This window comes from Peribacillus sp. TH14 (genome assembly GCF_016651145.1).
GTDB classification, from domain to species: domain Bacteria; phylum Bacillota; class Bacilli; order Bacillales; family DSM-1321; genus Peribacillus; species Peribacillus butanolivorans.
This window is the reverse complement of sequence record NZ_JAEKEK010000001.1, coordinates 2,369,482-2,392,613: the sequence shown is the minus strand read 5'-3', so window position 1 is coordinate 2,392,613 and position 23,132 is coordinate 2,369,482. Positions and strand designations below refer to the sequence as shown.

The 23,132-nt window shown below is 38.6% G+C and carries 22 protein-coding genes, 1 pseudogene and 1 riboswitch; of the genes and pseudogenes, 2 read left to right on the top strand and 21 right to left on the bottom strand.

Annotated elements, in window-relative coordinates; translation table 11 throughout:
* Both JFU50_RS11535 and JFU50_RS11530 read right to left on the bottom strand, forming a co-directional pair.
* Window positions 1-1,056, bottom strand: a complete 1,056-nt coding sequence (locus tag JFU50_RS11535) for a FecCD family ABC transporter permease (RefSeq protein WP_201187367.1) — start codon at window positions 1,054-1,056, stop codon at window positions 1-3.
* Complete coding sequence (locus JFU50_RS11530) at window positions 1,053-2,057, bottom strand: FecCD family ABC transporter permease (protein ID WP_201222656.1); 1,005 nt, start codon at window positions 2,055-2,057, stop codon at window positions 1,053-1,055. Before JFU50_RS11530 ends, JFU50_RS11535 begins: the two co-directional genes overlap by 4 nt.
* Window positions 2,058-2,247: 190 nt before the next feature.
* On the opposite strand from JFU50_RS11530, the gene JFU50_RS11525 reads away from it, so the two are divergent.
* A complete protein-coding gene (locus tag JFU50_RS11525) occupies window positions 2,248-3,237 on the top strand; it encodes an ABC transporter substrate-binding protein (RefSeq protein ID WP_056524448.1) in 990 nt (329 codons plus the stop codon).
* Between the two features lie 283 nt (window positions 3,238-3,520).
* Here JFU50_RS11525 and JFU50_RS11520 read toward each other — a convergent pair whose 3' ends face one another.
* The 9 genes from JFU50_RS11520 to secA all read right to left on the bottom strand — a co-directional run bounded on the left by JFU50_RS11520 (window position 3,521) and on the right by secA (window position 15,054).
* Window positions 3,521-4,714, bottom strand: a complete 1,194-nt coding sequence (locus JFU50_RS11520; RefSeq protein ID WP_201222655.1) for a PDZ domain-containing protein — start codon at window positions 4,712-4,714, stop codon at window positions 3,521-3,523.
* Between the two features lie 217 nt (window positions 4,715-4,931).
* On the bottom strand, window positions 4,932-6,356 hold the full coding sequence (locus JFU50_RS11515) for a S41 family peptidase (RefSeq protein WP_201187371.1): 1,425 nt from the start codon (window positions 6,354-6,356) through the stop codon (window positions 4,932-4,934).
* Between the two features lie 140 nt (window positions 6,357-6,496).
* Entirely contained in the window at window positions 6,497-7,879 is a 1,383-nt protein-coding gene (locus JFU50_RS11510; RefSeq protein WP_201222654.1) for a murein hydrolase activator EnvC family protein, read from the bottom strand.
* A 111-nt stretch (window positions 7,880-7,990) separates the two neighbouring features.
* Window positions 7,991-8,884, bottom strand: coding sequence for a permease-like cell division protein FtsX (gene ftsX, locus JFU50_RS11505; RefSeq protein WP_201187375.1), 894 nt, complete (start codon window positions 8,882-8,884; stop codon window positions 7,991-7,993).
* Window positions 8,874-9,560: a cell division ATP-binding protein FtsE gene (gene ftsE, locus JFU50_RS11500; protein WP_201187377.1), complete on the bottom strand. Its 687-nt coding sequence runs from the start codon at window positions 9,558-9,560 to the stop codon at window positions 8,874-8,876. Before ftsE ends, ftsX begins: the two co-directional genes overlap by 11 nt.
* A 295-nt stretch (window positions 9,561-9,855) precedes the next feature.
* Complete coding sequence (gene cccB, locus JFU50_RS11495; RefSeq protein ID WP_201187379.1) at window positions 9,856-10,197, bottom strand: cytochrome c551; 342 nt, start codon at window positions 10,195-10,197, stop codon at window positions 9,856-9,858.
* 49 nt (window positions 10,198-10,246) lie between these two features.
* Entirely contained in the window at window positions 10,247-11,062 is an 816-nt protein-coding gene (locus tag JFU50_RS11490; RefSeq protein WP_376106588.1) for a YitT family protein, read from the bottom strand.
* Between the two features lie 231 nt (window positions 11,063-11,293).
* Window positions 11,294-12,392, bottom strand: a protein-coding gene (gene prfB / locus JFU50_RS11485) for a peptide chain release factor 2 (RefSeq protein WP_235569524.1) whose coding sequence is annotated in 2 segments (ribosomal slippage) — window positions 11,294-12,328 and window positions 12,330-12,392 — 1,098 coding nt in all. Because the reading frame shifts where the segments join, the coding sequence is not laid out codon by codon here.
* 148 nt (window positions 12,393-12,540) lie between these two features.
* Window positions 12,541-15,054 carry a preprotein translocase subunit SecA gene (gene secA, locus JFU50_RS11480; RefSeq protein WP_201187380.1) on the bottom strand — a complete coding sequence of 838 codons (2,514 nt, stop codon included), beginning with the start codon at window positions 15,052-15,054 and terminating at the stop codon, window positions 12,541-12,543.
* A 440-nt stretch (window positions 15,055-15,494) separates the two neighbouring features.
* Here secA and JFU50_RS11475 point away from each other — a divergent pair, with 440 nt between their 5' ends.
* Window positions 15,495-15,818 (top strand): helix-turn-helix domain-containing protein, encoded by a 324-nt coding sequence (locus JFU50_RS11475; RefSeq protein WP_201222652.1) that lies wholly within the window; start codon window positions 15,495-15,497, stop codon window positions 15,816-15,818.
* A gap of 149 nt (window positions 15,819-15,967) precedes the next feature.
* Here JFU50_RS11475 and JFU50_RS11470 read toward each other — a convergent pair whose 3' ends face one another.
* The 10 genes and pseudogenes from JFU50_RS11470 to JFU50_RS11425 form a co-directional block, all read right to left on the bottom strand.
* Window positions 15,968-16,108: an anti-repressor SinI family protein gene (locus JFU50_RS11470; protein WP_309558283.1), complete on the bottom strand. Its 141-nt coding sequence runs from the start codon at window positions 16,106-16,108 to the stop codon at window positions 15,968-15,970.
* Between the two features lie 36 nt (window positions 16,109-16,144).
* Window positions 16,145-16,231: riboswitch (cyclic di-GMP riboswitch) on the bottom strand.
* A gap of 870 nt (window positions 16,232-17,101) precedes the next feature.
* Complete coding sequence (hpf, locus tag JFU50_RS11465; RefSeq protein WP_053348571.1) at window positions 17,102-17,659, bottom strand: ribosome hibernation-promoting factor, HPF/YfiA family; 558 nt, start codon at window positions 17,657-17,659, stop codon at window positions 17,102-17,104.
* Between the two features lie 255 nt (window positions 17,660-17,914).
* Entirely contained in the window at window positions 17,915-18,256 is a 342-nt protein-coding gene (locus JFU50_RS11460) for a flagellar protein FliT (RefSeq protein ID WP_053348570.1), read from the bottom strand.
* Window positions 18,256-18,657 carry a flagellar export chaperone FliS gene (fliS, locus tag JFU50_RS11455; RefSeq protein WP_116821167.1) on the bottom strand — a complete coding sequence of 134 codons (402 nt, stop codon included), beginning with the start codon at window positions 18,655-18,657 and terminating at the stop codon, window positions 18,256-18,258. Before fliS ends, JFU50_RS11460 begins: the two co-directional genes overlap by 1 nt.
* Window positions 18,658-18,683: 26 nt before the next feature.
* Window positions 18,684-20,198 carry a flagellar hook-associated protein 2 gene (locus tag JFU50_RS11450; protein ID WP_201222651.1) on the bottom strand — a complete coding sequence of 505 codons (1,515 nt, stop codon included), beginning with the start codon at window positions 20,196-20,198 and terminating at the stop codon, window positions 18,684-18,686.
* 15 nt (window positions 20,199-20,213) lie between these two features.
* Window positions 20,214-20,576 carry a flagellar protein FlaG gene (gene flaG, locus JFU50_RS11445; RefSeq protein ID WP_201187383.1) on the bottom strand — a complete coding sequence of 121 codons (363 nt, stop codon included), beginning with the start codon at window positions 20,574-20,576 and terminating at the stop codon, window positions 20,214-20,216.
* Between the two features lie 325 nt (window positions 20,577-20,901).
* Window positions 20,902-21,726 (bottom strand): flagellin N-terminal helical domain-containing protein, encoded by an 825-nt coding sequence (locus JFU50_RS11440; protein ID WP_201187384.1) that lies wholly within the window; start codon window positions 21,724-21,726, stop codon window positions 20,902-20,904.
* A gap of 137 nt (window positions 21,727-21,863) precedes the next feature.
* Complete coding sequence (csrA, locus tag JFU50_RS11435; protein WP_056524408.1) at window positions 21,864-22,097, bottom strand: carbon storage regulator CsrA; 234 nt, start codon at window positions 22,095-22,097, stop codon at window positions 21,864-21,866.
* A complete protein-coding gene (fliW, locus tag JFU50_RS11430) occupies window positions 22,097-22,540 on the bottom strand; it encodes a flagellar assembly protein FliW (protein ID WP_201187386.1) in 444 nt (147 codons plus the stop codon). Before fliW ends, csrA begins: the two co-directional genes overlap by 1 nt.
* Before the next feature lie 8 nt (window positions 22,541-22,548).
* Window positions 22,549-23,121: pseudogene (locus JFU50_RS11425) on the bottom strand (DUF6470 family protein).
* Window positions 23,122-23,132 lie beyond the last annotated feature (11 nt).

The following is a 23,132-nucleotide window of genomic DNA, read 5'->3' as shown; positions in this document are numbered from 1 at the left end:
TCAAGAGTTCCTAGTTTTATAAAGTAAATAAATAAAGTATGGCGCCCCAATGCTTGCTGTAAAGACACCAGCAGGTATTTCTAATGGTGAAAATAAGGTTCGCCCAATCAAATCTGCGATCATAACTAGGATACCGCCTAGTAAGGCTGAAGTGGGCAATAACACTCCAAAACTTGAACCTACCAGCCTTCTAGCCATATGAGGAGCCATTAATCCAACGAAACCAATACCTCCTGCAAAAGCAGTAGCACCACCTATCAAAGCTGTGCTTATCATCAATAATGTAAATCGCTGTTTTTGAACTTGCCCTCCAAGCCCGGTTGCCAAGTCATCACCCAGCTCTTGTAAATTAATATTTCTTGCATAAAGAAAGGCTAGTAAAAGAAATAGGATGGTCCATGGCGCAAGCACGGCGATATTTTGCCAGCTAGAGTTAGACACTGATCCTGTAATCCAAAGGTTTGCCTGGCTTGCTTGATAGATGGGACCAAGAATCATCATCATAGTAGTGAGGGCTTTCATTAAAGCCATGACTCCTATCCCAATCAATACAAGTCTTATTGGGGGAACTCCATTTTTCCATGCTAAGAAATAAACAAGTAATGCAACAACTGTGGCACCAATAAACGCAGCTAGCGGCATCCAATTAATACTCACTGTTAAAGAATGATTTTTGTCGCTAAAAATAGCCATGAAACCAACAACAGCTACAGTTGCTCCTCCAGTTATTCCTAAAATATCAGGTGAGGCAAGTGGATTTCGAATCATCCCCTGAAGAATCCCCCCTGCTACTGCAAGACCCATCCCTACCAAAAGTGCCACAATAATTCTCGGCAGACGGAAAGACTGAATCACAAGGCGATCACCCTCAGTTCCTCCTCCAAGGAAGACCTGTAAGACACTCAAAGGGTGAATATTCATTTCACCTATCCCTGTACTGATCACAAACACTAAAGCAGTAACCAAAAATAATACAAAAACAACAATTATAGCTTTTTTGTCCATTAGGAATGATATTCTTTCATTGAATAAACGAAAGTTCTTATATGACTTCATCGACCGCTGAACCCCTTTCTGGCAATATAAATAAAGAATGGGGTTCCGATAATAGCTGTCATAACTCCGACTGGAACTTCCTGTGGCATCAAAATATACCTAGATATGATATCAGCTGCAAGCAAAAGCACCGCCCCTAAAAGTCCAGCAAAAGGAATTAACCAGCGATGGTCAATACCTACTATAAAACGGGTAAGGTGGGGAACAACAATCCCAATAAAGCCAATTGGACCAGCAACCGCTACTGATCCTCCTGCTAGTAGGATAACTACCAGTCCCAGCACAATCTTAAGAAAAACTATATTTAAGCCAAGACCTTTTGCAACATCTTCACCCATAGATAACACATTCATTTTTCCAGATGTAAATAAGGCTAGGACCCATCCAACTGCAAGATACGGAAACACTGCAGTTAAATTATCCAAACTCCTACCGGAAACTGACCCTGCAAGCCAAAATAAAACTTGCTCTAAAAGTGCCTCATTTGAGACAAGAAGACCTTGTGTTAGCGAAGATACCATGGCTGTCATTGCTGCACCAGCCAATGTCAGCTTCATCGGTGTTAAACCGCCTCGGCCCATGCTACCAATCATATATATACTTACCGCTGCTATAGCGGCTCCAATAAAAGACAGCCAAGTGAATACTTGAAGATTGCTTATTCCAAATATGGTGACTCCAGTAACAACCGCCAAGCCAGCCCCAGCATTGACCCCAAATATATCAGGAGAAGCGAGTGGGTTCTTAGTTAGAGTTTGCATTAATACACCTGAGATTGCTAGACTTGCACCAACTGCAGATGCGATAAGAGCGCGGGGAAGCCTTACAGATTGAATAACAATATGTTCATTTGATCCATTGAAATGTGTAAATGCGTCAATGGCCATTTGCCAAGTTGTATTCGTATAACCGTATACGATGCTTGAGCACAGTAAAAAAAGCAGCAAAACAATGGTAGTAAATATTCCCATCCATTTCTGCCATGTATTTTTTAATAACATATCCAATTACCTTCCCAATCACTTTTGTAAATACTTATGATAATTAATTGTACTGGCGGTAAAGGGAATATGTCAATGAATTTGAGAATCATTTTCAATTATATATTGACAGAAAAGTATATTCATTTTATGATGATGCTGTTAAGTGCGAATGATTATCATTTGCTCTATATTAGGAGGGATACATAAGATGTTTAAGATTAGATCACTTTTTACTATTATTACTTTATTTGCAGTCTTCCTTCTAGCAGCTTGCGGAAGTTCAAATGACCAAGCAGAAGGAAATAAGGCTGATGACAAAAAAGAAGAGAAAAGCTATACAATTGAACATGCCATGGGAACAACCAAATTAGAAAAACAACCTAAAAGAGTGGTAGTTCTTACAAATGAAGGTACAGAAGCATTACTAGCTTTAGGAGTTAAACCAGTTGGGGCTGTTCAATCTTGGCTTGGAGACCCTTGGTACGATCATATTAAAGAAGATATGGATGGCGTTGAAGTTGTTGGTGTTGAGCATGAGGTGAATTTAGAGAAAATTGCCGCATTAAAACCTGACTTAATTATCGGAAGCAAGATCCGCCAGGAAGCTGTATATGATAAATTAAGTGCAATTGCTCCTACTGTTTTTTCAGAAACACTTAGAGGAGATTGGAAAGAAAACTTTAAATTATATGCAAAAGCTTTAAATCTTGAAGAAAAAGGTAACGACGTAATTGCTCAATTTGATGCCCACACTGAAGATTTAAAAGCTAAACTTGGTGATAAGGTAAATCAAGAAGTTTCTATTGTTCGTTTCATGGCTGGAACAACTCGTATTTATTACACAGATTCATTCTCTGGAGTAATTTTCGATCAATTAGGATTTAAGCGTGCAGAGCAGCAGAAAGAACTATTTACTGCAGATAATAAACTTGGTAACCTTGCAATTGAGGTAGGAAAAGAAGTCATACCTAAAATGGATGGAGATATTCTTTTCTACTTCACATACGCACCTGAAGGTGACAAACAAGCCCTAAGTACAGCAAAAGAATGGACAAATGATCCTCTTTGGAAAAACCTAGATGCAGTGAAAAAAGGAAATGCCTATGAGGTCAGCGACGCAACATGGAATACGGCTGGCGGTGTTATTGCAGCTAACAAAATGCTAGATGATCTAGAAAAAATAATGCTTAAAAAGTAAAACTCATACAAAGAAACGGCCTTTCTTGATTTAAAAATCGAGAAAGGCCGTTTCTATTTTTCAAATCATTTCAATTGAAGTTTTGTCTCTTTCATCGAAATAAAAGTTAGTACTGTGTTCAAAGATCCAGTCGATATATATTGAAATTATTATTAGCCGATCTGCTGAAGTCGTCTTGGCAACTATTTTCCTCTATATAGATTAACATCAAAAATAATACGTCCCGCAAAAATTATTAACGTGGAATTACGACACTATTCCAAGTGATTATGAAAAATCTCAATTACCCTGCTTGTCCACTTTCTTTCAATTGATCGTCAACAAACAGTATGCCTAATTCATAATGCTCGCCGTCAAATAAGGCTCTTTGCACAAAACGTATTTGTTCATTATTACCGATTACCTCAAGCTTACAGTGAGCCCGATTTATTTGCAGCGCCCTGTATAACTCCTCTTCTTCCCTGACGACTATACCATTTATTTTCGAAATGATCTCGCCTTTTACTAACCCCATTTTATCCGCCGGGGACTGAGGGATAACGCCTAAGATCTGGACACCAAGCTTGCTTTTCGAAAAATAAAAAGGTAGCTTTGCATCCGAAACCTTTTGGGAATAATGCAGAAACTCTCGTCCTAGAAGAGCTAAAACAGCTGTTATAATGGCCAATAGCGGGTACCAGTTACTAATAACCGCGAATGCAGTAATCACAAACCCTAAAGCTCCCACCTTTTTACCATGGGCCCTAATGGCCTGTTCCGGAAGCGTTCCATGAACTTTTTGCTTAAACCCAATTAAAAAGGGCACAACAATCGGTGACAGATTCACTTCTCCGATTGAAAAAACCGGATACCATTCGAAAGGTGCTGGAAGTTCACCCCCTGGAATCATAACGAACATCGGAATTAGCCATATTCGTTGAGAAACATACACACCTATTGGCTGTCCCCGCTTGGAAACCTCCAACTGAGGGGATATCTTTTTACTTCCATTGCTAACAATCAGAAAGCCTTCAGCAATCAATAAAAACCCAATCAAAATAACGAGTGTTGGATAGACAGATTGATTCAACTGATTAAACGCATCCTGAAATATCGGCAGTTGGATATCTCTATCGTATAAAAAGAAAAGGATAAAGAAGGTGACTCCCATTGTATAAACGGGTGAAACAAATCTCCGGTTCATGGTCAGCACAGCTATCATCGTAACCGCTGCCACAATGATTAGCGCCGCCAGCGGAATGACGATTCCAGAAGCCAAGGTGAGGAACGAAAGAATTAATCCCCAGATCACTCCTTGCGGAAACAAAGCACGCAGCTCCATGGATTTTCTGTAAATCTTCGTATTAAAGTCATGGCGTTCTCGTTTAACGCGAAGATAGCCTATGAATAAACAATATGCAATTGAAACATAAAGCAATGGATGAAGAAAAAGTTTTCCTAATCCTAGTAAGCATGCACTCAACCAATCTGTTGTCAATTTCTTCCCACCATCCTTACAAGTAATCAAATGTATGTATAATTTCTCCTAGTCAGTTATCTCCTATTCTATCAAATATGCCAGCTCCCTGCCTATTAAGATGAAGAAAAAAAAGCGTTTCCTTAAGTTTTCTCCGTTCATCGTATTTAAAATATCCACCCTGCAAATTGAAACCATGCAAAAAAGGCACCGCCACAAATGAGCGATGCCTTCTCCTTTACTTCACCACATAATTCAATGCCGTGCGCAACTGAATATCATTGTCTTCATCCTGAATTTTTTCCAGAATTGCGGTTTCTAGGTGTGCAGCGGTTTTAGTGTCCAGTTTACCAGTCACTTTCAAACCATACTGCTTTTGGAATGCTTTAACTGCTATCTCTGTACTCCAGTCATAATAGCCATCTTCACGTCCCGTTTCAAAACCAAGTCCTTTTAAAATAGTTTGGGCATATTGAATTTGTTCATCAGTCATATCACGCTGAAGTACCTTTTCAACGGACAGCTGATGGGCATCAAAGAAATCCGGCTGTTTTACTTCAATTGTAGGCTTAATCCCCTTTTTATGAATCCAGTTCCCAGATGGCGTCAGCCACTTGTATAGCGTAAGTTTAATCTTGCTGCCATCTCCCATTGGTACAGCCTGCTGTACAGTTCCCTTGCCGAAGGTCTTCTCACCTATCAATGGGTAGCCCCCCGCCTCCTGCATCGCACCAGCCAGGATTTCTGAGGCCGAGGCACTGCCCTTATCCGTCAAGACGGCGATTGGATAATCCTTTTCTTTATTTAGATTTGTAAAAAAGGATTGCGTTTCACCCGTTCTCTCAGCAATTTGTAAATATGGTTTATCCTTTGTTATAAACTCTCCAAGTATCGTTTCCACACTCGATAGGAGGCCGCCTGGGTTGCCGCGCACATCTATGACCAATCCTTTAATCCCTTTCTTTTCTAACTCCTTCATCTGCTTTTTAAAATCAGATGCGGTATTTTCCGAGAAAGTGGTTAATTCGATATAGCCAATTTGCTCTCCCGCCGCTTCTTTAATCGATGAAAAAACAGTGTCAAGTGGAATTTCAGCACGAACCATATTGAATTCAATTGGATTTGAAACCCCCGCACGCTTTATTTCCATTTTAACGGCTGACCCTTTTTCACCACGGATCTTTAAGCGTGTTTCATACAAATCCAAACCTTCGACACTTTCATCATTCACCTTAAGGATTTGATCCTTCGGCTTTAACCCCGCTTTTTCAGCAGGGGAGTCTTTGTAAGGAGACACAATAATGACCTTACCATCTTCCATCCCGATTTCCGTACCGATCCCTTCAAACGAGGAATCTAAAGTTTCATTAAATTGCTTAGCGGTTTCCTTGTCCATATATACGGAATATGGATCTTTCAAAGCTGACAGCATACCTTGAATGGCACCTTCGACAAGGTGAGAACCGTCAACCTTGTCCACATACTGATTTACGATCAAACCATAAGCTTGTTCCACTTTTGCCCATTCCTTATCTTTTATTACCATTTGGTTTTCCTGTTTTGTCTCATTCTTACCTGGGGAGCTTGTCCAATATATGCCCCCCCCTGCCCCAATAACTAATGACATAATGATTGCTAGAGGAAGTACCCATTTTTTGACCATATTTATCCCCATTTCTGCCCTGATATGTATTTCAATATATGAGCAGCTTGGAGGAAATATGCTTGTAGACAATAGTGAACACAACAAAAAAACAGACTAGAATTTTATCCTAGTCTGTTTTTCTATTGATGTATTGGGTATTAATTAGGTATGTAGTTTAATGGATTTACTGCATTTGACTTGCTATAATTCCATGCACCTTTATGTAGCTCAAAGTGTAAATGCTGACCGTATGAATGTCCTGTGTTCCCCATAATACCAATTTGTTGACCTTTGGCAACAACAGAACCAGTACTTGCTTGTCTAGAGCTTAAATGTGCATACACCGTTGTCCATTGCTGACCACTGATTGAATGGGTAACAAAGATAACATTACCGTATGTACTAGAGAAGTAAGAACGGCTTACAACTCCGTCTGCTGCCGCTACAACAGGAACCGTTCCACTAGCAGCAATATCAATGCCGGCATGCTGTTTATTCCAACGTTCACCCATTGTTGAAGATACATATCCTGCACTTGGTCTAGTAAAAGTACCCGATGAAACAGCTGGCACTTGACTTACATTAGACGAAGATTGGGATGATGATGATGGTGATGGTGATGAACTGTTGCTTTTTGCACTAGCCCCTGAAGAAGAAGATTGTTTTTTTGATTCAGCTGCCTGTGATGCCGCTTGTGCCGCTGCTTGCTCTGCACGTTTTTTCGCTTCGGCTGCCGCTTTTTTACGAGCTGCTTCCAATTCTGCAAGACGGTTTTGTTCTAAGTTGATAGCCGATTTGATAGCAGTTTCTTGAGCAGCAAGGTTCGCTTTTTCTTCCTCTAAGCCCATTTTCTCATCTTCATGTTTTTTGGTTTGTTGCTTTAATTTCTTAACTAAAGCAGCCTTTTCTTGCTTCTGCTGTTTTTGTTGCTTTTGGATTTCCAAAAGTTCGGCTTTGGCTACTTCTAAACTAGCAAGCTTCTTTTCAACAGCTGTCTGCTTTTCTTCTAGGTCCTTTTTATCCAACTCATGCTGCTTTAAAATATCCCGATCGGCTTCAGCAATTGTCGCTACAGCTCCGACGCGGTCAATTAAATCACCGAAACTGGATGATCCGAATAACACTTCTAGGTAGTTCACGTCCCCACCAGTCTCTTGGAAAGAACGCGCCCTTTCCTTCAATACTTCATTACGTTTGGCGATCCGTTCTTTTAATACTTTAATCTCTTCTTTTAATGCTTCAATTTCTTTTTTCGTTTGTGTAATTTCAGCATTTTTAGCATCGATTTTTTTTGTCGATTCTGCAATTTTTGCTTCAATGGCTGCAATTTGTTCCTCTGCCGTCAATTGTTTATCCTGCAGGTTATCGATTTTTTTCTCAGTATCGGAAATATTCGATTCAACACCCGAACGTTTCTCCTGAATAGATTCTTTCTTTTGTTGCAAATCTGAAAGCGATTCAGCATAAGCCGAAGGTGCGACTAAAATGCTCCCCAACCCGATCATTATCGAAGCATTCATGGCAATGATATTTTTTTTCAACGTTTCATTTCCCCTTTCAATCCCGTCACATCTAACGCCTTGTAACGTCTCTCTATTTGTACTAGGCTTCTTTTGACATTCGAGTGTAAAAGAAGGTGTGAAGATACATTTTTATACTTTTAAGAACTTCCTAACGGACATCAAGCTACCCCATATCCCGATAACGGCGCCTATTGCAATAAGAATGGCCGAAACTTGATAAATAAACGGGCTTGCAGGTAGAAAATCTATGAATTTAAACGTAATCTGTGGTGCTGCATATTTATAAATATTGTAATAGAGTACTGAAATCAGACCAATTGGCACGATTGAACCGAGAATTCCCAACCAGAGTCCCTCTAAGAAAAATGGCCAACGGATAAAGTTATTTGTTGCTCCTACTAATCTCATAATCTCAATTTCTTTTCTTCTAGCTACAATTGTAATTTTAATAGTATTCGAAATAAGGAACATCGCAGTAAAAAGCAAACCTACAATAAGAACGATTCCTATATTTCTGGCTATATTCACGAAACTGAATAGTTTCTCGACGTAGCCTTGTCCATATTTAACACTCTGGATATATTCAAAACCTTCAATTTTTTTTGCCACCTTGATGACATCTTGCGGAGATTTCGTTTTGATAATGTAAACGTCCCTTAATGGGTTGTCCTGTTCAAATGGTTTGAAGGCATCACCATTATCGCCTAAATCATCTATTAAATTGGTGAGCTCTTCATCTTTTGGAGAGAATATGACTGTTTCGATGCCGCTCATCTCTGTAATTTTCTTACCGATTGCTTTTATATCGTCATCATTCGCAGCATTATCAATATGTGCACGAACTTCGACATCCTTCTCCACATTTCCCGCGATATGATTTAAATTCATCATGAGCACTAAAAAAACGCCAACCAATGTTAGAGTGACTGTTACTGCACTGACTGATGCAAACGTCATCCAACCATTACGGCCAATATTTTTAAAACTTTCACGGAAGTGACGGAGTAATGTTCTAAATTTCATATCCGTAATCACCTCGATGTTCGTCTCGAACTATTTTTCCACTTTCAATGGCAATGACACGTCGTTTAATATTGTTAACGATGTCCCTATTATGTGTGGCCATGACGAGTGTTGTTCCACGATTATTAATTTCTTCAAATATGTTCATAATTTCCCATGATGTTTCAGGATCTAGATTCCCTGTAGGTTCATCGGCGATAACCACCTTAGGGTCATTGACGATCGAACGTGCAATCGCAACCCTCTGCTGTTCTCCACCAGATAGTTCAGAAGGTAGCATTCTAGCTTTATGTTTAATCCCTACTAGATCAAGAACTTCCATGACTCTCATTTTAATTTCTTCTGGTTCTTTTTCGATAACTTCCATCGCAAATGCAACATTTTCATAAACTGTGAAGGTTTGAAGGAGTTTGAAATCTTGGAATACCATACCGATATTACGGCGGAATAGAGGAACTTTCGAATTGCGGATACTTGGAAGGCTGACACCATTTACCAAGATATTACCACTTGTCGGCTTTTCTTCCCGATACATCATTTTGATGAAGGTCGATTTACCGGCACCGCTGGGTCCTACTACATAAACGAATTCGCCTGGTTTTATTTTTACATTGAGTCCATTAATGGCAATTACGCCATTAGGATAGGTCTTTTTCACATCTATCATTTCTATCATTCTAAAACCACCTAATTTGCTTGTTTTTATATCTATGTAACTAAGCTTTTTCGACAATTTTCACTGGAATCTGACAGGAATCTTTCTTACTAGAGCACAGAAACATTATAACATCTAATTTTGTCAAATTAAGAATAAAAATATTACAGTTTCATTTCAGTGAGAAAGATTATCAACATCTACGTAATAATTCTAGGATTAGTTTTCTTGATTAGGGATTAGATGTGGGTTTTCTGTGGATTTAAAAGGAGGATAAATGAAACGCCCCGCTGTATGCAGAACGTTTCTATAGTCGTTATTTATGTTCAGCAAGCCATTCAGCAACTTTGCTCGCTTCGGTTCCCTGAATTATACCTTTTGGCATTGCTCCTTGACCCTTTGCAATGACTTGCTCGATTTCTTCTTTTGATAATCTCGAACCAACTTTCGTTAAATTCGGTCCTACGCCACCTTCAAGATTTACTGCATGACAGCTTGAGCATTTGTTTTCATAAATTTTCGCTGCATCTCCTGCATCTACGGTTGTAGTTTCGTTCTTATCACTTGCTGGCTCATTATCTGCATTATCATTGTTTCCTCCGCATGCAGCCAAGGCGAGAGACGTACCCATTAATAAGGCTAACCATTTCTTTTTCATAGAATTTACCCCCTCTGATTTATACCAGTACAGAAATATTATACCAATTTTAATCTAGTTTAAAACCCTCCCCAAGTACTTCCGATGCATCCATTACGATCACAAACGCTTTAGGGTCAACAAGTTTAACCAATTGTTTCAATTTAGTGAATTCCGACTGGTCTATTACACACATCAATATTGGACGAGTATCATCCGTATAGCCGCCATACCCGGAAATTCGTGTTACTCCCCGGTCTAGCTCATGTAAGATAGCATTCCTTACTTCCATTTCATTATTCATGATAATTAATGCCATCTTAGAACGATTCAACCCAACCTGAACGAGATCAATCGTCTTGCTTGTCACATATAAACCTATTAACGCATAAAGCCCTTTTTCAATATCAAAGACAATCGCAGCGCTTAAGACAATGATTCCATCAATCACAGCTACACATGTCCCTAATGACATATGGGTATACTTATGAATAATCTGCGCCGCTAAATCCGTTCCCCCTGTGGAACCCTTCCCGCGGAAAACAATTCCTAACCCAAGGCCCACCATAATTCCCCCACATATTGAACCAAGCAAAGCATCATTCGTCCATGGCTCCCAATCCTTTGTAAGGAAAACAACAAGCGGTAAGAACAAGGTTCCAATCAGACTCTTGGCACCAAAATGCCGTCCAAGTATAATAAGTCCAGCAATAAATAAGGGAATATTACATCCCCACAGAACATAGGCTGGCTCCCAACCGAGCGTAGAATCGAGAATCGTACTAATTCCGCTGACTCCGCCTGAAGCAATTTGGTTGGGAAGCAAGAATACATTAAAACCAATTGCAATAATAGCCGAACCGACAATTACCAACCCATACTCCATTAACTTTTGTATCAAAGGGTGCTTCTGCTCCCGGTATCTTTTTCTCATTCTATATTGTCTCCTAAAAAACCATCATTTTTTATCTAGTATTGGCCGAACGTTGTATTGCATCCCCTATAAGATCCTGTAAAAGTCAGCCAAATGACTTTTACAGTGGTAGTAAATTGAACTTCCATGTATACGTAATCATAAAAAAAGCCGAACCAGAAAATCCGGCCCGACTTTTACTTCTTATAATTTTGAACGTAAATAAGCATCAATGAACATATCGATATCTCCGTCCATGACAGCTCCCAAGTTTCCTGTCTCCGCACTAGTACGGTGGTCTTTTACCATGGAGTAGGGATGGAAGACGTAAGAACGAATTTGGCTTCCCCAGCCAATTTCCTTTTGCTCTCCGCGAATTTCATCCAAATCGGCTTGCTGTTGTTCAATTTCAAGTTGATATAATTTGGCTTTCAGCATATTCATGGCTTGAGCCTTGTTTTTGATTTGCGATCTCTCGTTTTGGCACGTTACCACAGTATTTGTAGGTAAATGCGTAATCCTTACGGCTGAGTCAGTTGTATTGATATGCTGACCACCTGCCCCACTTGCCCGGTACGTATCAACCTTCAGATCTTCCGTACGAATTTCTATATTAATCGTCTCGTCGAATTCAGGCATAACTTCGCAAGAAACGAATGAAGTATGACGGCGCCCTGATGAATCGAAAGGAGAAATTCGAACTAGACGGTGAACACCTTTTTCTGCTTTCAAATAACCATATGCGTTATGGCCCTTAAACAGAAGCGTGACACTCTTGATTCCAGCTTCATCACCTGGAAGGTAATCAAGGGTTTCTACTTTAAAGCCCCTTTTTTCACCCCATCTTGTATACATACGAAGCAACATTGAACCCCAATCTTGGGACTCAGTTCCACCTGCACCAGGATGCAATTCCAGAATTGCATTTTTCGAATCATATTCTTCACTTAGTAAAAGTTGAAGTTCAAATTCATTCATCTTTTGTGAAAGAATCGTGATTTCTTCTACCAACTCAGCAAGAAGTTCTTCATCGCTTTCTTCTTTCACTAATTCATACGTCAAATCCAGATTTTCATATGCATCATTCAAATCGGACAATTGATTGACTTGATCTTTCAATGCATTCGTTTCATTGATGACAGTCTGTGCTTTTGACTGATCATTCCAAAAATCAGGGTGTGTCATCTCATTTTCTAGTTGTGCGATTCGTGCCTCTTTTTCATCTAAGTCAAAGAGACCCCCTAAAGTCTGTTAATCGTTGTGCGGTTCGTTCAAGTTCATTTCTAATTTCTGCTAATTCCATTTCTCTTCACCTCATTAAGTATGTTAAAAAAACCCCTGTACAGGGATGTGTTTCAGTACCAATAAACATCTTCAAACTATACGCAAACTAAACATGAAAAGAGGCGGCAAGTTCTTACACCGTCTCTCTTATCATTATACACCTAACTTTAGGCTAAATTACCATGGCAATTCTTATATTTTTTGCCGCTGCCACATGGACATAAGGCATTTCGCCCGACTTCATCCTTTTTACGGGCTGGAGCCTTCTTCACTTTTCCTCCATCTTCTTCCTTCGGATTGACCGCTTGTCCTTTTATGACTTCTTTCCGTTCTAAATTGTTGCGAATTTCAGCTTTCATAATGTATTTAGCGACTTCATCTTCCATGGAGGCAATCATGGCTTCAAACATTGCGAAACCTTCTGATTGGTATTCACGAAGTGGGTCAATTTGACCATAAGCACGAAGGTGAATCCCTTGACGCAATTGTTCCATAGCATCGATATGGTCCATCCATTTGCTATCCACCGCACGAAGAACGATAACCTTTTCAAACTCTCGCATTTGATCTTCTGAAAGCTCTGCTTCTTTTTGATCATAGTCTTCTTTCACTTTATCTAAAATAAATTCAACCAATTCCGATTCATTTTTTCCTTCTAAATCTTCTATTGTGATTGAACCTTCATTGAATAGGTTACCATTCAAGTAATCGACAAGACCTTGTAAGTTCCAGCCTTCTTCATCACCCATTGGGGCAAACGCAGCAACATTGCGCTGAATGGATGCCTCAATCATCGTCTCAACAATTTCACGTAAGTTTTCACTTTCCATCACATCAAAACGCTGTTTATAGATGATTTCCCGTTGTTGACGTAGGACATCGTCATACTGCAGCAATTGTTTACGCGAATCAAAGTTATTCCCTTCCACTCGTTTCTGAGCAGATTCAACGGCTCTCGTCACCATTTTACTTTGAATTGGCTGTGAATCATCCATACCAAGACGTGCCATCATACTTTTCATATTATCCGAACCGAAGCGTCGCATCAGTTCATCTTCCATTGATAAATAGAATTGAGTAACCCCAGGATCTCCCTGACGACCGGAACGACCACGCAACTGGTTATCTATCCTTCGACTTTCATGACGTTCCGTACCGATAACAGCAAGGCCGCCAAGTTCTTTGACACCTTCGCCAAGCTTGATATCCGTACCACGGCCAGCCATGTTAGTAGCGATTGTAACTGAACCTTGATTACCTGCATTCGCAATGATTTCTGCTTCACGCTCATGATTCTTTGCATTCAAAACATCATGAGGTATACCTTTTTTGGATAAATACGCAGAAATGACTTCAGACGTTTCAATGGCAACAGTACCAACAAGCACTGGCTGTCCTTTTGTATAACGCTCAGCGATGTCTTCCACAACAGCGCGGAATTTCCCATCCGTTGACGCGTAAATAAGATCGGCGCGGTCATCACGAACAATATTCCGGTTTGTTGGAATCGCAATAACATTCATATTATAGATATTCCGAAATTCCTCTTCCTCTGTCTTAGCTGTACCTGTCATACCAGAAAGTTTTTCGTACATCCGGAAATAGTTTTGGAACGTGATGGTTGCAAGAGTCATGCTTTCATTTTGAATTTCAAGGCCCTCTTTTGCTTCAATTGCCTGATGAAGACCTTCACTATAACGACGGCCCTTCATTAAACGGCCAGTGAATTGATCGACGATGACAATCTCGCCATCTTGAACAACATAATCCACATCCAAATGCATGGAAACATGCGCCTTCAAAGCCTGATTAATATGATGGTTTAAGGTAACATGGTTGATATCGAACAAGTTATCGATATTAAATGCTCTTTCAGCACGGTTCATACCTTCTTCGGTCAGCTGAACACCTTTTGTTTTTTCATCATACGTATAGTCCGTTTCTTTTTGTAACGTCCTCACAAACGCATTTGCTTGGATGTAAAGCTGTGCCGATTTTTGCGCTGAACCAGAAATAATCAATGGCGTTCTCGCTTCATCAATCAAAATCGAATCGACTTCATCGATGACAGCAAAATGCAACGGGCGCTGTACCATTTGTTCTTTATACAAAACCATATTGTCACGCAAGTAATCAAAGCCTAACTCATTATTCGTGCTATAAGTAATGTCAGCATTGTAGGCAGCTTGTTTTTCTTCTTTAGAATGACTGTTCAAATTCAACCCAACAGTCAAACCCAGGAAATCATACAATACACCCATCTCAGTTGCATCACGGTGCGCCAAGTATTCATTGACAGTCACGACATGCACACCTTTACCAGTAAGCGCGTTTAAATAAACCGGCATGGTTGATGTTAATGTTTTACCTTCCCCCGTTTTCATCTCAGAGATGTTTCCATCATGAAGTGATGCCCCACCCATGATTTGAACACGGTAAGGATACAAACCAAGAGCTCGTTTTGCCCCTTCACGCGCAACCGCAAAAGCTTCAACAAGCAAATCATCCACGGTTTCCCCGTTTTGATAACGCTCCTTAAACTCCTCTGTTTTGGCGCGCAACTGCTCATCCGATAACGCAGCTGTCTCATCAGCCAGCGCTTCGACCTGATCAGCGACTTTTTCCAGACGCTTAATTTCTCGCTTATTCGGATCAAAAACTTTATTTAATATATTAAGCATTCAATAACGCTCCTCTATTATGGTAATGATCATTCAATAACACATTCATATAAGTAAGAAGAAACACACCTTCTGTTAATACTAATCCAAGCTTAATTTTAACACTTCTATTCTAGAGGTACAACTTCATGTCACTCTATGTCTATGGACCTGAATTCAGTTCTTACGAAAAACATTGGATAAAAGAGGGGTAAAACTGTTAAAATAGAGGGAAGTAGCAAAAGTACATTACACACTCCCCACTTTTCACATGAGTCCTTAACAAGACAAACGAAAATGCGAAGTAAGCACAACCTTCTATCAATAGAAATTTTTGGTCCCTCTATGACTGATAGTCAGTTGAAGCAATCTAGCTTTTCAGGCTTCCTATTCCTGTGATTTTATGTGGGTTTAAAACTTATAAATCGAAGATAAAAAGAACATGTTTCGAGGTGGTATTGTTGATTGGTGAACGTGTAAAAAAACTGCGAGAAGAAAAGAAAATGTCAATGACTGAACTAGCCGATAAAGCCGGAGTAGCAAAGTCATACTTAAGTTCGCTCGAGCGTAACTTACAAACGAATCCTTCTATTCAATTTCTCGAAAAAATCTCTTCTGTACTTAACATTCCTGTAGATGCCCTTCTTTACGATGCACCAAATAAGGAATCCTTGGACACTGACTGGATGAAAATTGTTGAGGAAGCTATGAATTCTGGCGTTTCAAAACAACAATTCAGAGAGTTCATTGAGTTTAATAAATGGAGAAAAGATAAGCAAGAATAGATGAATTCTAAACTATCTTCACAAACATAAATAGTACTGCTCTATCAAACTAGTATTGATAGAATTTCAGAAAATAAAATAATCCCTATAGACAGCTATGTTGTAAATCAACTGTTTATAGGGATGTTTTTTTCATTCCTTTTTGGTTCTTAGTTTTCATTGTTCTGCTCTAGTGGCACATTTAGATTCTCTTTTTTTAAAAAAGCACTAATTTCTTCTTTCTTAAAACCCAATTTCCTAGCTTCTGAAATCAACTTCACCCATTCTTGATCCACTTCCACGTTAACCACCTCTTTTATCCTCCTAAAATACTACTTGTATGTATTTCAGGCAGACCAGCCATCTTAGCATTAAGCAAACTTAGGCCTGTGCCTTTGCGCCCTCATCTTTCGCTGAGCTTGCCTTTGTCAGGGAAATTATTACAAAAACTATATTTATTAAGTTATTATAGCGAATATTTGCTCCAAATATTGCTACTTTATGTCGCTAAATTACCACAATGCACAACTTTTTATCGACAAAATATTACAAAATCAAGAAATCCATGATATTTTTTGTCTATTTCATGTACAAAACAAGATGGTTCAAATGATTCACGTTCGTTTTTTTATAAAATTATAAACATTGCCCTTCTTATTCAAACGATGGGGCATATTAATTCTTTCCATAATAAGTGCATCAAAGGCTTTTTGCGCAGACAAGTCCTCACCGCAGGTCGGACAAAGCCAACCTCCATATTCTGCACTGCTAAAAGACGCTCTATGACATGTATAGCAATTTTTCTGATACAAAAATCCAACTCCTCTGCACCATAATCAAATCATTTTATATAAATAAATTATTGTTCTTTTTAAAGAACTTTAATCTGAGTATAGTGCAATAGGAGGGGTTATTTAAATAGGTATAAGTACCTATTTATCTTATTAAAGAACGGAAAATGTTCTTTTTAAAGAAAATACAATACATTCCATACTTCATTGTGTTTTTTAGAGAACAATGAAATTCCCAGGAGCCAACCAATTAATCGATACTATTTGATACCTTGTTTTCAACAGATGGATTTTACTTATTATCACATTATCAAAACACTTATCAAATTGCCGAAAGTTCATTAAGGAAAAAGGAAGGAAATATAAACAACCATTGACTTCTATGGTTGAAATCGGTGGTTTTTTTCCAGAGCTTATAGAACTCCTTAGCCCAAATGAACATTGCAATGGATGGAGTAAAATTTAAAAAGCACAACCCATAGTCTGGGTTGTGCTTTTGTTTATAGATTCATATTAACTAGGTTCAATTAATCCGTAGCGCCCATCTTTACGACGGTACACAACGTTCGTTGTATTTGTATCCGCATTGGTGTAAACGAAGAAACTGTGACCAAGCATATTCATTTGCAGAATCGCTTCTTCACTATCCATTGGCTTCAAATCAAAGCGCTTATTGCGGACTACTTCAATATCAGTATCATCTTCAAATTCATCCACCACTTCATCAATTTCCGTATTAAAGGCGAACGCCTCAGGAGTTGTAGATAAGTTGTTACGGAATTTACGATTGACTTTCGTTTTATGTTTACGAATTTGGCGTTCAAGCTTGTCATTAATCAAGTCAATAGCAGCATACATATCCGCATTTTCCTCTTCAGCGCGAAGAACCAAATTCTGCATAGGAATCGTCACTTCGACCTTGGATGTATTATTGTTAACTTTCAAATTCACTAACACATTTGCATCTGGTGTATTGTTAAAATATCGTTCTAACTTGCCAATTTTCTTTTCGACGTATTCTCGAATTGCTGGAGTTACCTCAATGTTTTCACCGCGTACGTTGTAATTCATAAAGTGAGTCCTCCTTAAATTAAGACTATACAGTTAGATTCTACAATACCCCTCCGGTTTCCTTTAGAAACACATCATGAAATATGTCGAGATTATGAAACAATTGTCGGAAGGTTAGGAAAGGGTTGATGTCTGCCCTAGCTTTATTATAACAAATACAAAGCTATAAAGAAAAAATTAAGCCCTTAATATTTACAGAAAATTTAAAAACAATTAACATTAAAACTGTTTGCAATTAAAACGGCTGATTAATATCTAATTTCTTTTATCGTAGAACACGCCATCTGTGGATAATGATTGATAAGGGTTCACATATTTATTAGTAGATTCTTTTTTGAGACTTAGCTGTTTAATATCGCGTTGGATTTCTACTTTTTGTTCTTCTAGAAGTTGTGAAACTTTTTCGTTGAGTTCGATTAACTTCTTCCCTAAATCCTGTTCAGAATCAGAAAAAGGCGGTTGAATCCCTGCCATCAACTTCTCCCGCTCCTCAAGCAAGGCCTCAACCTTTTCAATTTTCCGGTCCCGATCCTGCTCATTTTCCAACGTCGAAAGTAATTGGTTCGTTGCCTCATAAAAATGTTGAATAGCTCCCATTATGCTTGACCACTATTGGCAAATTGCTTCTGGCGGTTCAACTGAATAGCTTCCTTCCATGTATCGCGAAATTCCATGACAAACCCTTCAACCTCTTCTAAAATATCCAGATCACTTTTAATGTTGGCTTCAATCAAGCGTCGATTCAAATAATCATAAAGGGACATTAATTCCTTGGATATAGCCAAATCCATTTTTAATGTGACCATTAGCTCCTGAATGATTTTTTGCGCTTTAATTAAATTCGTGTTTTTTTCTTGAAAGTTTTTTTCCGCAATTGCTTTTTTGCCCAATGTAATAAACTTAAGGCATCCATTATAAAGCATTAACGTAAGTTCACCTGGAGAGGCAGTATTCACCGAATTTTGTTGATAAGATTGGTAGGGATTATTGATTGCCATCATTCAAACTTCCTTTCTAAAATTGCTTAGCTGAAATACTGAGATAGGCTGCTGCTTTGACTATTCGCTTTCGAAATCGCTTTCTCCATGGCTGTGAATTGATTATAATAGCGGGTTTCTAAAGCCTTCAGCTTGTCTTGCCAACTATCTATTTTCGTATTGTAGCTATTTAAGAGTTTTCCAATCGTGAAACTTGAATTATTAACAGAAGTCGCTTTACCTGCTTTATCTTGGATATTAGTCATCGTCGCTTTGATATCAGCCCTCAACCTTTTGGCCAATCCCATTTCACCAGTTGTTTCTCCTGATTTCATAAACAAATCATAAATTTTGTTTGGATCCTCTGAAATAGCAGCACGCAGTTTTTCTTCGTTTATGGTTAACTTACCACCTTCAAGATAGTTACTTGTAGTAGTTATTCCAATTTCACTTAATGAGTTGACGGAGTTGCTTCCACCAACAGAGGTATATAGCGAGGTCCGCATTTTCGTAAGGAGACCCGTCAACATAGAATCTCCCCGAAGTGTCCCACTCTTTGCCTTCGTTTCCCACAGTTTAATTTCATCCTCAGTCATGTCTTTCCTTTGTGCCGTGGTCAACGGTTGGTATGCACGGTACTTTGTTTCATCTGTCTTCGTTTTGATGTTAGCGATAATCTCATTGTACTTGTCAACGAATTGGGTAACAGTATCTAGAACTGCGTCTACATCTGAGGTAGACGAAAAGGTTACCGGACCCGTATTCCCCTGTTTAAGAGTAATTTCAACACCGTTAATGGTGAATGTGTTGGCGGAACGTTCAATATCCAGACCGTTATAATTTAAGGTTGCATTTTGACCGGCCGTTCCTCTACTCGCTCCAACAGCAACTATATTATTTTCATCTAAATTTAGGAGATCCGTAAAGAGTGTACCACTCAAACCAATTTCTGCAGTAACACTCGTTCCATCTTCTCTTGTTAATCCATCTGGAACTGCCCCCGTGTTTTTCGCCGTAAATGAAATCTGTTTCGTGTTCTGATCATAAAAAGCGGTAACACCTGAATTAGCATTAATTTTTGATATTAAACTATTTAACGTATCAGTATCTTCAATTTTTGTTGTAAAGGTATTTAAAGAACCGTCCTTATTAATCGTTTCAATTTTTATTTCCTGTCCTATATACGCTTCAGGAATGATATCTGTTGCTTTTTCAACTCCCACTGCCCCATTACTGAGCATAGTTGCTGCTGAAGCTAATTTTCCTACTGTCAAAGTCCCAGAAAAATCAACCGTTGAATTGATATTCTTTACTGAGATTGCATTAGGATCAGAAACTGACACTGTTTTCTGAATAAAGGATTTTTGCATCCCCACTCCATCTTTAATAAGGGTATCCAGTTCCAACAATAACTTATTGATCTCACGATAATCATCTCGCTGCCATTCAGCATTTTGTTTCTTTTGTTCTAGCGTATCCAAAGGAACACGTGCAGCCTGCATCATACTGCTAACAAGCGCGTCAATATCCATCCCACTCGCTAAACCGTTAATTCTTACCATCGTAACATCACCTACCTATACTTTTTCATCTACCATAATACCGACGAACTCGGTCATCGCTGCATAAAAGTCTAAAAGCTTCTTTGGTGGGATTTCCCGAATCGTTTCATTGGTTACGTCATCCACAACCTTGACATAATACTCATTCAATTTTTCATGATATTCAAAACGAACTGCCGTATGTGTTGGATTCAGAAAGGTGTTTAAACTATCAACTACATCTTGAACCCTTTCTTTTGAAGGCTCAATATTAGATTCCGCACTTTGTTCTGAATAGGTAACTGTATTTATTTCTCTCTGATAGTAGGAACTAATTCCATCTGAAATTGCTGTTCTAAGTTGTGAGGAAAGAATATTCGTGGATAAACTCTCCAGCATCTTAATGCCCCCAATGTATTATCTTTATTTTTTATATCGGTAATTACTATTTTATATTTAGGCTTTCAACATTTCTTAAGAAGTAAGATATACGGGATTTATTTAGTAAGCATCTATTTAAAACCTTGGAAACTTTGATTATACCTATGACTTTCTGTATTCTTCGATAATTATTCTTTTACTAACTCTCTATGAAAAAGGATTCTACCTTAGCGAGTTTAATATGGACTATTAAGTAATACTTTAGCAATTTAATTTCCTTAGAAACGAAAAAAGACTCTAGAAAAATTCTAGAGTCCTTTTTTTCTAAACTGTAGAGTAAAAATTAACGTAATAACTGAAGAACACCCTGTGGTTGTTGATTAGCTTGAGCCAACATTGCTTGAGCTGCTTGAGAAAGAATTGAATTCTTAGTTTGGTTCATCATTTCTTTTGCCATATCAACGTCACGTACACGAGACTCAGCAGCAGTTAAGTTTTCTGAAGCATTATTTAGATTATTGATTGTATGCTCCAAACGGTTTTGAACTGCTCCTAGATATGAACGACCTGAAGAAACAGATTCTATTTGAGCCTGTACAGCAGTAACAGCAGCATCAGCACCTGCTTGAGTTGATATATCTAATGCAGCAACAGCAGTGTGAGCAGCAGATAAATCAACACCTACAGTAGTTAGGTCGATGTCAATTGTTTGACCTGCATCAGCGCCAACTTGAATTTTACCGTTTGCGTCTGAACCGTCCAGCAATTTTTTTGTGTTGAAAGTCGTATTGTCTTTAATACGCTCTATTTCTGAAGAAAGTTGTGCAAATTCATCTTGTAAAGCTTTACGATCTGCATCTACATTTGTGTCATTTGATGCTTGAACTGCTAATTCACGCTGACGTTGAAGGATAGAATGTACTTCATTAAGTCCTCCCTCAGCTGTTTGAATTAAAGAGATACCATCTTGGGCGTTACGAGAAGCTTGGTCAAGACCACGAATTTGCCCACGCATTTTTTCAGAAATAGCAAGACCTGCTGCGTCGTCACCTGCACGGTTGATGCGAAGACCTGAAGCAAGTTTCTCCATTGATTTAGATTGTGCATTTGTTGCACTTGATAATTGACGGTGTGTGTTTAGAGCTGCGATATTGTGATTAATAATCATTTTTGTTTCCTCCTTGAGTTTTAAGTTCCCACATCCATGTGGTTTTTTACGATGAATAGTGAATAAGACTCCCGTCTATTTCACTACTTATCGTTGTATGTATAATATCGACGTGCGTAGAAACATATTTAGAGATTTTAAGATTTTTTCTTGAAATGTTCATATAAATTTTCCAGAATACTGGTTTCTGTTTTAGTAGCTTCATTATTTTCTTGCTGAATTGATAGATAGATTTCTTTTCGATGAATCTCCACATTTTTTGGAGCATTTATACCAAGTTTGATCTGTTCGCCTTCTATAGCTAAGACCGTAATTTCAATATCATTACCTATCATGATCGATTCATTAGATTTTCTAGTTAGAACAAGCATTATTTTTCCTCCTGTTCTACTGAAGGTTCAATAAGAAGATGCTTAGTCATGTAGCCACTTCCATTCATGATAAACTGCTTTCCTGTTTTTTTAGAGCTATTTAAAATGATAGGTGCTTGAAGATTAGCGGTCGTTTTCTTGAAAGGTTCGTGGATTGTTAAAATGACGAACGTAATAACCTCCTTTTCTGCTTCTATTTGCAAAGTAGATAGTACCTCATCAGAAAGCTTCACTTCATAATCATGAAAAATATCAAAAGGGTTCAAAATAATAAAAGCAACCTCTTTTGTTGTTAGAGATTGCAGAACGACAAATGGTGTTTCCTCCAAAGCTAGCAAACAAAACTGTTTTTCGTCTAAAAACCCTGGTATCCCGCTTTCAAATGTATAAATGTTTTCTTGTGCTATCTCTATTTCGCCATGAAATTTTGTTTGTCTATTCATATATGTTTTCACTCACCTATCTCATCTGGAAACAAATTAATGAAATCTATATCCAGCGAATTTTCTTGTAAAACTTCCACTTCTACATTACCTGGCGTGTATGTATGGTTTGGCTTATTAACCTGCACATCGATGATCGGTTTTTGAGGGGTTGCTTCAATTTCTACCTGAGCCGGTTGATAGTCCAGCTGAACACTGAAATGAGAGGGAATCCAGCTGAGATTGAATTGCTTTTCTGGCCCCTTGCTGTTTCGCTTCGCCTGAACCGCGATTGCATTACCTCCGTTTTAAATATGTCTCAACTCCGTGCCTTGCTGTGACCTTCTCGCCATACCTGCCAGCCAATCCTGATAGCCCTGCTGTGCAAATTCCTCAACTCGCTTGGATAGGCTTTTCAAATCCATATCTTCTCTCGCTTTTGTTTGATCAATCGTTAGCTTCCCTGGGGTTATCTGAATTTCTAAGATTGCTCTCGGCTGTTCAATTGATTGGCCCGCTGCCTTCTGTTCAATTTCCTGTACAGGTTGGTCTATATTCAATCCAATCTTCATTGAGGAAGACTGCAATTGTATTTGTGGCATTTGCATCCTTA